We start from the raw sequence: 15,669 nt of genomic DNA, 5'->3' as shown, positions 1-15,669 counted from the left end.
GATGAATTCGAGAGATGTTTTACGTGCACTTCAAGCGGGGGAGATTAGTTATAAAGATGCAGAAATAGAATTGCTGAAAAAGGGAAAAAATGTATCAGAGAAACCCGAGATTGTTCATTCCTTAGAGTTTTCTAAAGAGCAGTTAGCTCCGTTATCATACCAAGTTAAGGAAGGATCAGTTCAAGAAAAAAAGGAACCTAAGAGAGAAGAATATCGTCCTGCATCATCAGAGTATAAGGAAGCCATCGCCATAGTCGGGATATCCGGAAGATATCCTGATGCAAGTGATTTGGATCAATATTGGGATAACTTAATTCATGCTAAAAATTCGATCAAGGAAATCCCAAAGGATCGTTGGGATGTAAATCAATATTATGATCCGCGGCCTTCCCAGATAGGGAAAATATATTGTAAATCGTTAGGGTTATTAGACGGCGTCGACTATTTTGATTCATTGTTTTTTAATATCTCTCCAACAGAAGCCGAAACTATGGATCCGCAACATCGTATTTTTTTACAAGAAGGATATAAGGCATTTGAAGATGCCGGCTATAGCCAGCAATTATTGAGTAACAAAAGATGTGGTGTGTATCTCGGGATTATGAGTAATGAATATGGTATGATGTTGTATAAAAATCAAACTGGACTAACGAATATAACTGGTAACAGTTACGCTATTGCAGCGGCGCGTATCCCCTATTTCCTGAATCTGAAAGGACCGGCAATACCGATTGATACGGCATGTTCCTCATCGCTAGTAGCAATACATTTGGCTCGCCAAGCGTTATTAAACAAGGAAATTGATATGGCATTGGTTGGTGGTGTCAGTCTATATCTGGCGCCAGAGTCGTATATCAGTATGTGTTCGGCAGGGATGTTATCACCTGATGGTCAATGCAAAACCTTTGATAATAGTGCCAATGGCTTTGTTCCAGGAGAAGGCGTCGGTGCATTGGTATTAAAAAGAGTAAGAGATGCTGAAGCTGATAATGACCATATATATGGCGTTATCATTGATTCAGGAATCAACCAGGATGGTAAAACAAATGGGATTACCGCTCCCAGTGTGAATAGTCAAATTGAATTAGAACGAAGTATATACAATAATATACATCCTGAAAGCATTAGTTATGTTGAAATGCATGGGACGGGAACAAAGCTGGGGGATCCTATTGAATTAGAAGCATTATCAAAAGTTTTTAAAGAAAGAACAAATCAAAAGAAATATTGTGCAATAGGCTCGGTAAAAAGTAATATTGGACATACTTCTGGGGCAGCTGGGGTAGCGAGTATTCAAAAAGTATTGTTATGTTTGAAACATAAAAAGCTTGTACCTACTTTAAATTTTAAAACTCCTAATGAACATTTTAATTTCGAAGAATCTCCGTTTTATGTCAACACTAGATTACAACCTTGGAAAGTAGCTTCAGGAATTCCTCGAAGGGCGAGTGTAAGTGCCTTTGGTTTTAGCGGAACGAATGCTCATGTTGTTATTGAGGAATATATTCCAAAGGTGTCTAACGATAGAACATCTATTGCTGTTATTCCAAAAAACTCCACAATATTCGTATTATCGGCAAAAAGCGAGCAACAATTAAGAGCTTACGTGGAATCCATGAAAAGCTTTATTGAAGCCCATGAAGAGCTTTCCGTGGAGAATATGGCCTACACGTTACAGGTAGGTCGGGAGGCAATGAATTACCGCCTGGCTTTCTTAGCAGATTCGCGCAAAGCATTATTAAAAAAATTAGAGGGGTTTATTGATAACAATACATCGGTGGGAGTTTTGACTGGTCAGGTAAAAAAGAGCAGAGAGGGGATAGTGATCTTCGAATCAGATGAAGATGCGAACACTTTACTGCAAACTTGGGTCAGAAAGGGAAAACTCATCAAAGTTGCCGAATTATGGGTAAAGGGTTTAAATATTGATTGGAACAAACTATATGGTGATCCTAAACCTCGTCGAATTAGTTTACCTACCTATCCATTTGCCAAGGAACGTTACTGGATACCTGAAGGCATTACCCAATTTAGCAATACAATAAACCAAGATACTGTAGTAGCAATCCATCCTTTGCTGCATAAAAATACCTCAGATCTTTCTGAACAGCGGTTCAGTTCAATATTCACAGGTAAGGAATTTTTCCTGGCTGACCATATCATGAAGGGGCAAAAAGTCTTGCCTGGGGTGGTCTATCTTGAGATGGTGCGGGCAGCAGTAGAACAAGCCACGGGAGCATTTGGAGATGGTTCTGGGATGAGGATCAAAAATGTGGTTTGGGCTCAACCTATTGTGGTTGAGCAGCCAGTGCAGGTAAACATTGGTCTCTTCTCTGAGCATCATGGAGAAATTAATTATGAAATCTATAGCGGAGCGGAAGAAATTGATGTAGAACCCGTAGTGTACAGTCAAGGCACCGTAATCCTAGGCAGGACCACCGAGGCTCCCATTGTAGATATTGTAGCCTTGCAGGGTGAGTGTAGTAAGAATACTCTTACTGCCAGCCAATGCTATGAGGTCTATAAGGGGGTAGGGATCGATTACGGTCCAACTTACCAGGGGATTGAGAAGGTGTATGTAGGATCCGGTCAAGTATTGACGGAATTGTCTTTACCTTCTTTCGGTTTTGATTCCTTAGATCAATTCGTCCTGCATCCTAGTATAATGGTTTCAGCATTGCAGGCTACAGTAGGTTTAGTGGAGGACTTTGGTGATCTTGAGCTAAGTCTGCCTATTTCTCTGCAAGAACTTGAAATTTTTAATAAATGCTCTTCTGCAAAATGGGCTGTAGTTGGCTACAGTGAAGGTAGTACAGCAGGAGATAAGATGCAGAAAATTGATATTGATTTTTGTGATGCGCAGGGGACGATTTGTGTACGGATGAAGGGGATTGAATTTTATACAATAGTTGAAGAGAACTTAACATTAAATACAAGTAGTAGCAAAGTACAAACTGAAGGGAATCCCGATGCAATCATTAACACTGATATTGAAACTTTAAAAGTAGCTTCAATAGAACATGTAAAAGATTTAATGGCAGGAATTACAAAAATTCCGATTCATAGATTGGATACAGAGGTATCTTTTGAAGAATTGGGATTGGATTCTATAATGATTGTTCAGCTTAATCAAAAAATTGAGCAATGGGTAGGAAAATTAGATGCTACCTTATTTTTTAAATATAATAATATTCAGGCTTTAGGGGCTTATTTTGTAGAAGAATATCCAGATGCAATCTCTGTATTGGCTAATAAGACTAACTTATCTACATCAACGCAGAAACGAAAATTCTTAAAAAAGATTCCAACTCCGGTTTCAATGCGTTCCACGACACGTTCCTCAAGGTCTATGGCTTCATCTGTTTCGAATCTTCACGCATATAATACCGATATCGCAATTATTGGAGTTGCCGGACGTTATCCACAAGCCGCAACCCTGGATCAATTTTGGCGTAATTTGTATATAGGTAAGGATTGTATCGAAGAAATTCCTGCCAATCGTTGGTCATTAGATGGATTCTTCGAACCTGATCGCACTAAAGCTGCCGCTCAAGGTCTCAGCTATAGCAAATGGGGTGGTTTTTTAGAAAATATTGATTGTTTTGATCCTTTATTTTTTAATATTTCGCCAAGAGATACTATGTATATGGATCCGCAAGAACGATTATTTTTAGAAGTGGCTTGGGAATGTATCGAAAACTCTGGATATACCCGGAAAACTTTGAAACAAGATGGGTATGGTAATCAAATTGGTGTATTTGTTGGTGCATCATTTAATAATTATCAGTTACTGATGATGGAAGCCGCACAGAGAGCTAAGCAAGATATGTTTCCAGTAAACAGTCAGATATTTTCTATTGCAAATCGAGTATCTTATGTAATGAACTTTACTGGTCCCAGTTTGACTGTGGATACTGCTTGCGCATCATCACTTTATGCAGTTCATTTAGCTTGTGAAAGTATACGTAGCGGACAGTCACGTATGGCAATTGCTGGAGGAGTTAATTTATCTCTTCACCCAAGTAAATATATTACAATTTCTCAAGGACAATTTAACGCTTCGGATGGGCGCTGTCGGGCATTTTGTGAAGGGGGGACAGGTTATGTTCCTTCAGAAGCAGTAGGCGCAATTTTCTTAAAGCCTTTGCAGGCTGCAATTGACGACAACGATATTATTTACGGTATTATTAAAGGAACTTCTGTTAGTCATGCAGGAAAGACCAATGGTTATTCGATTCCTAGCCCAGTATCACAATCTTTGGCAATTGAAACGGCATTGAAACAAAGTCGAATTAACCCTCGCAGTATTAGTTGTATTGAAGCTCATGGAACAGGGACATCGTTAGGTGATCCAATTGAAATAACAGGATTAACTGATGTGTTTCGAAAATATACGAAAGATACGGGATATTGTTCTATTTCTTCTGTAAAGTCAAATATTGGACATACAGAGGCTGCTGCGGGGATTAGTCAAGTAACAAAAGTTCTTTTGCAGCTCAAACATCAAACGTTAGTAAAAAATGTAATGCATGGAAAAGGCTTAAATCCAAATATTGATTTTGGGCAAACACCTTTTGTGGTACAAGAAAATACGGAGTATTGGGAACGACCAACAATCAATGGAGAGAAAGTACCGAGAAGAGCTGGGATATCATCCTTCGGGGCGGGCGGATCAAACGCCCACGTCATCATTGAAGAATATATTCCTAGGAATCAGGAACGTCCCAAAATAGAAATCACGGCTACGAACCCAGCAATTATCGTATTGTCTGCTAAGAATGAAGGACGTCTTAAAGAGCAGGCGCAGCAATTATTAAGTGCGATTCAAGAGCAACAATTTTCTGGTAGTAGTCTGGCCGATATAGCCTATACACTTCAAGTGGGACGCGAAGCTATGGAAGAACGTCTAGGCTTGATTGTAGGATCCATAAAAGAACTGACAGAAAAGCTGAAAGGTTTTCTGGAAGGACAGGATAGTGACCTTTATCGCGGTCAAGTCAAACGCAATAAAGAGGCTATGGCTACTGTAGTAGCAGATGAAGACATTCAGGAAGCAATTGAAAAGTGGATTCATTATAAAGAAGCTGCAAAATTGATCGGATTTTGGATCAAGGGTATATCTTTTGATTGGAACAAGCTATACGGCAATACAAAACCTCAACGTATTGGTTTACCTACCTATCCTTTTACTAGAGAGCGTTATTGGCCGTCTGCAGAAGAAATTAAATCTAATGATAGGGTATGCGAGACTTTAAGTACCGCCTCGATTCATCCCCTGTTGCATCAAAATACTTCTAATCTCTCAGAACAGCGGTTTAGTTCAACTTTTACAGGTCGGGAATTTTTCTTATCAGATCATGTAGTGAAGGGGCAGAGGGTCTTGCCTGGGATGGCTTATATTGAGATGGCTCGAGCAGCAGTGGAGCAGGCTGCAGGAATTTTGGCAGATGGATACAATGGGATTCAGCTGAAAAATGTAGTTTGGGCTAGACCTGTTGCTGTCGGAAACCAGCCAGTTCAGATACACATCGGACTCTACCCAGAAGGGAACGGTGTGATTGACTATGAAATTTATAGTGAGTCGGGAAGTATTGACATAGAACCTATAGTGCATAGCCAGGGCAGGGCTTTATTAAGTACAGTTGGTAAAGTTCCAGCTTTGAATCTTAAGACCTTACAGGCTCAGTGCAGCCAAAGTAGTTTGAACTCGAATCAGTGCTATGAGGCATTCAAAGCAATCGGGATTAATTATGGACCGGGGCACCAGGGGATTAATATGGTCTATGTAGGTCATGATCAAGTCTTAGCTAAGCTGTCCCTACCAGTATCTGTCTCAGAAACAAAAGACCAGTTTACCTTGCATCCCAGTCTGATGGATGCTGCCTTGCAAGCGTCGATTGGGTTAATGATGAGCACAGGTGATTTAAAGATTGCGGGTAACATAGCATCACTTAAACCTTCATTACCTTTCGCCTTGCAATCGCTTGAGATTATTGAAAAATGTAGCTCCGCCATGTGGGCTCTCGTTCGCTACAGTGATGGCAGCAAAGCTGGAGATAAAGTACAGAAACTCGATATTGATTTGTGTGACGAACAGGGAAATATTTGTGTAAGAATGAAGAAATTCTCTTCAAGGGTTCTGGAAGGGGAAGTCGGCACGGCAGCATCTCTGACAAATAATGAAATGATGATACTTGAACCTTATTGGCAAGAACAAGGTCTATCAGAAGAAGCCAAATCCGCTGAGTATATTCACCATGTGGTGATGCTTTGTGAATTGGATGAAATGTCGAAGGAAAGCATCAAAAACCAGATTAACGGGGTACGTTGTCTTGTCTTGCAATCCAGCCAGAAAGGAATTGAGGAGCGGTTTCGGAGCTATGTCGTACAGGCTTTTGAGGAAATTCAACGGATACTAAAGGATAAACCTAAGGGAAAAGTGTTAATTCAAATTGTAGTATCAGACTTAGAAGGACAACAACTATTCTCTGGACTTTCTGGACTATTGAAAACTGCCCAATTGGAAAATCCGAAACTGATAGGGCAGCTAATTGAAGTAGAAGTCCGGCAAAATGCAGAGGAAATAGTAAAGGTCCTGAAGGAGAACAGCCAAAGCTCTAAAGATCAGCAAATTCGCTACTATGGCGGCAAACGATATGTTATCGGCTGGAGTGATATACAAGTTTCGCAAGAAAAAGCAAACATTCCATGGAAAGACCGTGGAGTCTATTTAATTACTGGTGGCGCGGGTGGTCTGGGACTCATTTTTGCTGAAGAAATAGTGCATCGAGTCAAGGACGCAACACTGGTGCTCACTGGTCGATCTCTGCTAAGTGAGGATAAGCAAGCACAATTGAAGGAATTAGAGACATTAGGTGCTAGGGTTGTATATAAACAAGTTGATGTGACCCAAGAGAAGGCGGTTATTGACTTATTCCAGAACATTCAAGAGGAATTTGGGAGTCTTAATGGCATTATTCATGGAGCAGGGGTAATTCGTGACAAATTTATTCTCAAAAAAAATGGAGATGAGGTGCAAGAAGTACTGGCACCTAAGGTCAATGGAATGGTTAATCTGGATCGAGTCAGCAAAGATCTGCCTCTTGACTTTTTTATCGTCTTTTCATCTGGTGTGGGGGTTATGGGGAATATTGGTCAAGCCGATTACGCTGCTGCTAATGCCTTTATGGACAACTATGCTAAGTATCGTAATAATATGGTGGCGTTAAATCAACGGCAGGGCAAGACCCTCTCCATTAATTGGCCTCTGTGGAAAGAGGGGGGGATGAGCGTCAATGCAGCGATAGAAAACATGATCTGGCAAAGCACAGGGATGATTGCCATGCAGACCTCAACTGGTATCAAAGCTTTGTATCAAGGATTAGCCTTTGGCAAAGACCAGGTGAGGGTGATGGAAGGGAATTCGGCACGAATCAAGCAAAAGCTGTTTTCGATGGCGACTTCTATTACTAAAATAACTGAAAAAGCTTCTGTGTCATCGACTAGTTCAGTAGGTATTGATACGGACAATTTACTGGAAAAGGTGCAGGTTTCTCTGACGCAAATTGTATCTAAATTACTCAAGGTTAAGTCCGAAGACATCGATCTCGAAACTGATTTGAGTGAATATGGATTTGATTCAATCACACTGACCGAATTTGCCAATATAATCAATCAGGAAAACAAAATTGAAGTGGCTCCCACCATGTTCTTCGAACAACCAACTCTCCATAATATCGCTGCCTATTTAATAGAAGAACATCAGTCTGTCTTTGCCACGCGATTTGGGGTACAAAAGAATCTGAAACTAGAGAAAGCTGTTGTGGCATCCGAGGATACAATAGAGATTGATACTAGTAATTTATTCGACAAGGTGGTAGCTTCTTTAATTCAAATTGTATCGAAATTACTCAATGTGAAGGTGGAAGATATTGATGTCGATACTGATCTGAGTGAATATGGATTTGATTCAGTCACGCTGACCGAATTTGCCAATATAATCAATCAGGAAAACAAGATAGAAGTGGCACCTACCATGTTCTTCGAACAGCCAACCCTTTACAGTCTTGCTACCTATTTGATCGAAGAACACCAGTCTGTGTTTGCTGCTCGATTTGGAGTACAAACCAGGACTAGAACTCCTGTACAAGCCGTGGAAGACGAGAAAGAAGAACGCCCACCAAGCAAAAGGCAACGTTCACGGTTTGCAAGAACGATGACGTTATTTCCAGAAAAAATGGAATCACTCACTCCTGAGCCTATTGCAATCGTAGGCATGAGTGGCACATTTCCTATGGCAAGCGATGTAAATGAATTTTGGGAAAATCTCGTTGAAGGCAAGGATTGTATCACAGAGATTCCTAAAGACCGCTGGGATTGGCGAGAGTATTACGGTGATCCGGCGGTGAATAAAACCAACATTAAATGGGGCGGGTTTATTGATGGAGTAGATAGATTTGATTCGCTGTTTTTCGGCATTTCTCCCCGAGAAGCTGAATTCATAGATCCACAACAGCGTCTGCTAATGACCTATATTTGGAAAGCTATTGAAGACGCGGGAATTACACCGAAAGCACTGTCACAAAGTACTACAGGAGTATTTATTACTGCCGGGCTTAGCGAGTATACAGATATAGTAAAGATGTCCTCAAATAATCCTTTATCTATAACAAATGCTATTCCGTCAATTATCCCTAATCGTATTTCCTACGCATTGAATTTACACGGACCGAGTGAATATTGTGAAGCGGCTTGCGCTTCAACATTTGTCGCCTTACATCGTGCAATTCAATCAATTTATCATCATGAATGTGAGCAAGCCATTGTTGGTGCCGTTAATTTACTGCTTTCCCCGAGAGGTTTCATTGGCTTTGAAGCAATGGGTTATCTAAGTCCGAAGGGGCAAGCTAAGTCTTTTCAGGCAAGTGCTAATGGGTATGTACGCAGTGAAGGTGCTGGCGCGATAATTATCAAACCTTTGCATAAAGCTATTGAGAATGGTGATCACATCTATGCGGTGATTAAAGGTACAGGGGTATCACATGGCGGCAAAGGTATGTCCTTGACTGCTCCCAATGCAAATGGGATGAAAGCTGCTATGCTTCAGGCCTATCAGGAAGCAAATATTGATCCGCGGACAGTAGCCTATATTGAAGCGCATGGGATTGCTTCTCCCTTAGGAGATGGTATTGAAATCAATGCGTTAAAAGCAGGATATCAGGAACTCGAAACGGCATACTCACGGAATTCAAAAGAAGCATCTCCCTGCTATATTAGTAGTTTAAAACCTTGTATTGGGCATGGGGAAATCGTTTCTGGTATGGCTGGATTGTTTAAGGTGGTCTTGGCTATACGTAATAAAATCATACCGGGAGTTCCTGGATATAAAATTTTAAATGAAAACATTTCACTAAAAGGGAGTTCATTTAAAATTACTGCAGAGAACCAAAATTGGAATGCATTTACAGATGAAAAAGGAAAGAATCTACCACGACGTGCCAGTATTAATAGCTATGGATTTGGTGGAACGAATACGCATGTGGTTTTAGAAGAATATATTTCTTCGCGAGAAAAAATGAATCAAATGACTGCGGAAATCCAGCCTCATGTTTTAGTATTTTCAGCTAAAAATGCAGATCGATTGTTGGAATCTGTTCAACAAATGCTTGATTTTATAGAGCTTAACAAAGAAATTTCCTTACCTGATTTTGCTTATACACTGCAAGTTGGAAGAGAAGCAATGGAATTTCGTTTAGCAATGATAGTAAATAACCAAGAAGAAATAACGCAAGGTCTAAAAGAATATCTGAGAACGATTAAAGAAGATGGAGAAGTAGATACTTCCATACGCATCTTTACAGGAAATCTGGAAGAAGACCATTCTAAGATTAAAAGCTTGCTTTCAGGCAAAATTGAGGAGACTGTAGTTCAAATGTTATTGGCGGAAAAAGATCTTGGGAAAATTGCGCTATATTGGACGCAAGGCGGCAAGATTCCATGGGAAACACTCTATGAAGGGCAAGAAGCTCGACGAATATCTCTGCCTACTTATCCCTTTGAAAAACGACGGTGTTGGATCGAGTCTGGGCATAAATCCAAATTAATAATAGAACAGCATAGATTGCAGGATAGCATTGTCAGCGCTGCTGCGCCTGCATCTAGGCAAGTAGTCAATATAATATCTGGTTTACTGGGACTGACGCCAGCAGAGATAAATCTTAATAAACCCATAAATGAATATGGGTTTGATTCAATAATTTTGATGCAATTATTACAGCAATTGCAAGCGCAGGTAGATCCGACAATTGATTTGGTCAAACTACAGGAAAGTAGAACAATACAAGATATCGTTAATGTTGTACAACTGCAAAGTGAAAACAGATCAATGTTGTTAAGACAACACACCAATCTTGCCCTGCTATCCACCTGGTCGCAATTTCCTGAACTCATCCGCCTCAATCAAGGCTCTAAAGGACGACCTGTATTTTGGTTTCACGATGCGCAAGGTGGAGTAGTAAACTATAAAGCAATTGCGCAGAAGAGTCAACGACCTTTTTATGGGATTCAAGCCCAGGGCTGGGTTAATAATCAATCCTTCTTACATGGTATCCAACAAATAGCTTCATATTATGCTCACATTGTTCAAACAGTTCAACCAGAGGGACCATATGATTTGGGTGGATATTCTTTAGGTGGATGTTTAGCATATGAAGTAACACGTCAACTTCAAGAGCTAGGACAAGTCGTTGATACGATTACTATAGTGGATACATTTGATAGTTTGGGATTGAAACACATAAATTTATCACAAAAATCTAGGATTTTACAAGGCGTTAACCTGGAGTTGGCAGCTACAATTCAACAAGACTCAGGGAATTTAGCCCAAACGCTTGTTCATAGGGATGAAGTGACCTCAAATATGGAGGATGAGGAGTTCTTACAGCAATTGATCATGCTTGCTACAGGACGTGGGCTGACCAAAACAAAAACACAATTATATACTCTGATTCAGCGATTTGTAAAGATTCAGCAGTCCTATGAATTAGATAGTTATTCTGTTTTGCCGTTACCTGACCCCCAAGCAGTAACCTGCTACTATTTTCGTAACAAGAGCAGATTATTCATGGGAGAATTAGAACCCTATTTAACAATCGCAACTGGTGAAATTTCATCAGACCACGTGAATTATTGGGAAGAATGGAAGCAACTGTTTCCTAAATTTTATTTAATGGATGCAGATTCTTCCAATCATTTTATGATACTATCTGAACCTAAAGCGTATGAAACAATTCTTGCGTTTTGTGAAAAACTATATTCTGGAAAAGTACTTTCGACAACGTTTCTAAAATCTTTTATAAAAAAACACATGGCGATTCAGGAGGTTCAAAGAGAAGAAATGGTAACCAAGAAAACTGTTAAAAAGGAATAGAAATTAAAAGAAGTATTATTAAGATGTACGAAGAAGTGCAACGGGTAGGAAAAGTACAAACTGATTTGTGTAATGCAATGAATCAATGCCTAAAGAGTGTGGTGCTGGAGATTTGGGGGTATGGGCTACCACTATGGTAGTCCTACCCAACTAGGCATTTTTACTAAACTGACTAGGGTTTACCCAAAGTAATAGTTAAAAAGTTAGTTGTAAGAACACTTCAATATGTTCAAACAATCTTTTGAGACAGTATGCTCTAAAATGTTTTTATGGAGGTTCTATATGAAATTGGACAAAAAAAATGGAGTTTTTAATGGATCAGTTGCGATTATTACTGGTGGTGCATCTGGGATTGGTGCAGCTTTTGGTAGGGAACTAGCAAGACGGGGATGTGAAGTCATTCTTGCTGATTGCCAAATAGATTTGGCGAAAGAAGTTGCTGCTGAGATTCGGGAAGCGGGGGGGGAAGCAACCGCAGCGGAACTCAATATTGTCGATTACTGCGCCGTTGAGGCCCTGATCTATGAAACTGTCAAACGTACGGGCAGGTTAGATTATATGTTTAATAATGCCGGAATTACTATGTCAGGTCCTGCTTCTGCTTATGGAATTGAAGACTGGAATAAAATTATTGATGTCAATCTCCGCGGTGTGATCCACGGAGTACAGGCGGCGTACCCGGTTATGCAGGAGCAAGGATTTGGGCATATCGTCAATACTGCCTCATTCGCTGGCTTGTTAGCTATGCCGGGTAAGATCGGTTATACTACCACTAAACATGCCGTTGTTGGACTTTCCAAGGCACTGCGGATGGAAGCTGCACAAGCAGGAATCCGTGTAAGTGCTCTATGCCCTGGTTATGTTCAAACTCCAATTCTTGATCAATGCGGGAAATATGGAAAAGTCCTTCAGGAGCGATCACCGGAGCAAGTCGAGAAGACACGACAAATGATTAAGAAATTTAAACCGATGTCTCCGGATATTTTTGCTGCTAAAGCATTAGATGCAATTGGCAAGAATGAAGCAATCATTGTTATGCAGTGGAAGTACAAATTTCTTTGGTGGTTTGACCGATTATTTCCGACGTTAAATTTACGCCTATTTCAAAGGACGGCCGCCGAGGATTTTAGACAAGCATAGCAGCGATCTATACATACATAGGCTGGAACGTAGTGTTTGCTTATGCCGCTGATGGGACCAGAGGTGGTAAGTTCGTTATTATATTTGGATCATCTAAAGAAATAATAGCTGGAAAATTATCTCCCGCCGAAGCTTTTCTAAGCGCTACGTTGTCTTTTACTTCTATTACAAGCAGGTTATCTGTATTTTTCTACCACTCACCATACTAAAATTGTCATATATGTAAATAGTTGTTATAATAAAAGCATTATTGGGGGGAGGGAAGTTGCAAGTGCTCGGGGAGTAGAAAATAAAAAATTGAAATATAAAGGAATTGAAAGGGGAATTTTTATGAAGGTAGTAACGCTTCTAGGAAGCCCGAAAAAAAATGGCAAAACTGCAGAGGCACTTAGTATGTTTGAAGAAAATATCCTTTCCAAAGGTCATGAAGTGGAAAGGATACACCTTACTGACTATACTATCAAAGGATGTGTTGGGTGTTTAGCTTGTATGCAAAAACAGGATGAACTTGGCTGTGCACTAAAAGATGATGCAGTATCCATATTTGAGCGAATGATATCAGCAGACGCTATTGTTTATGCATCTCCGATATATGCTTTTGACTTTACTTCACAGATAAAATCTCTGATTGACAGGCATCTATGCCTGACGATAGATTATGGCTCTCCCAATCAGACATCATTTATTGACGGCAAACGTGTTGCGCTTCTAGTTACTTGCGGAGGACCAACCGAGGGGAATGCAGACCTTGTGCAGGTAATTTTCGACAGGTCAATGATGGGCGTACTGAAATGCAATTCCGTTGGGAAATATATCATCTCGCTTAGTAGTGAACCTGATTTTAACGATAGAGCCAAAGAAGTTACTGATAAATTGGCAAGAGCGATTATTTAGTATTAGTAACTCAATTTTAACAGAGCAAGAATTAACCCTTTATTAATATGGATAAGAAATGGAACTGTGATAAAACCGAATCCCTAATTTCAGACAATAAAGAAAAAGACTCCTGTTGTAGACAGAAAGCATGGTGGAGAACATAGTGTGCTACCCCCTTAGTAGACAGGAAGTATGATTAAACGTATAACTTGTTTATTAAGGGGGTATTTTTATGCCTAGAGCGTTAACAGGGAGTATGTCCCTTTGAGGAAGGCTAAGTATTAACAAAGAGGGGAAAAAAGTTGGGATGAGTTCTTTTATAAAACCGAGGTACAGGACTATTGAAAAGTAGAGAACTAGGTAAAAAAAACGTATTCGAATACATCGAATATTTATAATAGGCAGAAAAAATATTCTGCCTTGGGGATAAATACCCCAAGGCAGTTTGAGCAAGAACCATTCATTTAACTATTCCAATTGTCTATCAAAAGCGGGGTAGTCCCAAACGATATTTTTTCTTATGTGAGTTTTTCATTACCATCATGTTTGAACAAATTTCCATAAATATTTTCGGTATAGTCAGAATTTAGGTCAGCTTTGTGATATTGAAAAGCAAAGTTATTACCTAAACCAAATGTTACCATCATATTCTGTGCTATTTTTCCCATCAAAATTTTTAGGCCAAGGACTAGTCTTTTCAGTCATTTTTAAATTGGGATTTGGTCTTAGTGAAATATCAATGGCAATCTTCCCTTGTGAAAAGTCATTTAGCGGACTTGCAAATCCCACCGATGAAATTGTTAATAATACCAACAAACCACCTCATAAGCCTTAACTTCGTTTAAATTAGTATATTACTTTCAGGGAAGAGTATTAAATTATAATAGACCTTCTGCGCTACTAAAAAATTTCAATTCTTGCCATAAGCAAGTTACTAGCGTTTTTTCGCCACTTATCAAGGGGAGTTTGCTATATTTGGATATATTTGTTAAGATGAAGGCGAGTCACTGGGGGGGGGAGTAAAGTTGCAATTATTAGTATTAAACAGCAATCGAGAATGCGAGAACCGTGTAACCCTGCATTATACGAGTTGTTCAATAGCCGGAATTATTTACCATCATTACGTTGGTATTCTAGATGTTATTAATTGGATAAGGAAACCTTCGGGCAGCCTTGTTGAATTGGCTGGAAGAAGCGGTGAGGATGAAGGGGGGGAACACGATGAATATTCGACTGTCTTGCTCTCGCTCCATTGACCAGCTGTTGACAGAACACCTGACTGCTCGGGGGTTAGTGGTAGGAGAAAAAGGTGAGGTGGCGCTGGTAGAACGGGGGCAGGAGGAGCCAGACCAGGGAGTGGTGATCATCTTTTCGCCGAAAGACTTGGAACATTTGACGGATCTATTTGATACATTGGCTGGTCGACGGGAGGGTCTACGTCAGGTGATTGGTGGCTGGCGCGAGAACAAGGACACTTATGAACTTATTCCTCATGACCGAATTTTGTATTTTGAGGCTATGGGGAATTTGGTGTATATTGTAACGCCTGATCAGCGATTAATTGTCAAATTCAAGCTCTATGAGCTGGAACATTCGTTGCGCTCGAAAGGGTTCATCCGCATCAGCAAGTCTCTTTTGGTCAATATTGTAAACGTTCGGGAAATTATTCCTTGGTTTGGTGGTCGGTATATTATCCGGCTGGTAAGTAACAAGGAGATGGAAGTATCGCGAACATATGCAAAGGACTTTCGGATGTTTCTAGAACTATAATTAACATGGGAGTGTGAAGTATGGATAGAACAGAAAATATCAAGGCATATGGTTGGACAGCAGTCGCGTCAGGGGTTATTGGATTGCTAGTGGGAGTGACTGCGCTCTTTGTGCGGCTTTATGAGCCAGTGATGTTGCATATTCTACTGGCATCAACTTTGGCTGGAGCAATTATTGGAACTTTTAGCCGAAGTATTTGTCTACTGCTGATCAATTATAACTATCGACACCCGATATTACTATGGATTCTAGTACTTGTGTTAGTCGGGGTGGGCACAATAGTCACGACTGAGTACATTGGCAGGTTGCCTTGGGGACAGGTGGTGATTTTGGTGGCGGTGGCCGAAATATTTGGGATGATGGTGGCTTATGTGAATTATCGACAATTCATCTATGTCAATGAAAGGTTACGCCAAAAACAGGAACAGCTCCGTGATGGTTCTCTGCTAGAGTAG

General features: G+C 40.2%; 6 protein-coding genes. 5 read left to right on the top strand and 1 reads right to left on the bottom strand.

What is annotated here, in order from left to right:
- Position 1 precedes the first annotated feature (1 nt).
- From LMF89_RS15105 to LMF89_RS15095, 3 genes are all read left to right on the top strand, one after another.
- On the top strand, positions 2-11,428 hold the full coding sequence (locus LMF89_RS15105) for an SDR family NAD(P)-dependent oxidoreductase (RefSeq protein ID WP_304622608.1): 11,427 nt from the start codon (positions 2-4) through the stop codon (positions 11,426-11,428).
- A 282-nt stretch (positions 11,429-11,710) separates the two neighbouring features.
- Positions 11,711-12,568: an SDR family NAD(P)-dependent oxidoreductase gene (locus LMF89_RS15100; protein WP_229535822.1), complete on the top strand. Its 858-nt coding sequence runs from the start codon at positions 11,711-11,713 to the stop codon at positions 12,566-12,568.
- A 330-nt stretch (positions 12,569-12,898) separates the two neighbouring features.
- On the top strand, positions 12,899-13,462 hold the full coding sequence (locus LMF89_RS15095; protein ID WP_229535821.1) for a flavodoxin family protein: 564 nt from the start codon (positions 12,899-12,901) through the stop codon (positions 13,460-13,462).
- A gap of 603 nt (positions 13,463-14,065) precedes the next feature.
- Here LMF89_RS15095 and LMF89_RS15090 read toward each other — a convergent pair.
- Positions 14,066-14,257, bottom strand: coding sequence for a hypothetical protein (locus LMF89_RS15090; RefSeq protein ID WP_229535820.1), 192 nt, complete (start codon positions 14,255-14,257; stop codon positions 14,066-14,068).
- Positions 14,258-14,665: 408 nt separating this feature from the next.
- Between LMF89_RS15090 and LMF89_RS15085 the strand changes: the two genes are divergently transcribed.
- Together LMF89_RS15085 and LMF89_RS15080 are read left to right on the top strand one after the other, a co-directional pair.
- Positions 14,666-15,214: a LytTR family DNA-binding domain-containing protein gene (locus tag LMF89_RS15085; protein WP_229535819.1), complete on the top strand. Its 549-nt coding sequence runs from the start codon at positions 14,666-14,668 to the stop codon at positions 15,212-15,214.
- A 20-nt stretch (positions 15,215-15,234) separates the two neighbouring features.
- Positions 15,235-15,669 carry a hypothetical protein gene (locus LMF89_RS15080; protein ID WP_229535818.1) on the top strand — a complete coding sequence of 145 codons (435 nt, stop codon included), beginning with the start codon at positions 15,235-15,237 and terminating at the stop codon, positions 15,667-15,669.

Origin of the sequence: Pelosinus baikalensis, from assembly GCF_020819555.1 — a bacterium.
Classification (GTDB): Bacteria; Bacillota; Negativicutes; order DSM-13327; family DSM-13327; genus Pelosinus; species Pelosinus baikalensis.
The sequence above is the reverse complement of the archived record's forward strand: the minus strand, read 5'-3'. Positions and strand labels throughout refer to the sequence as shown.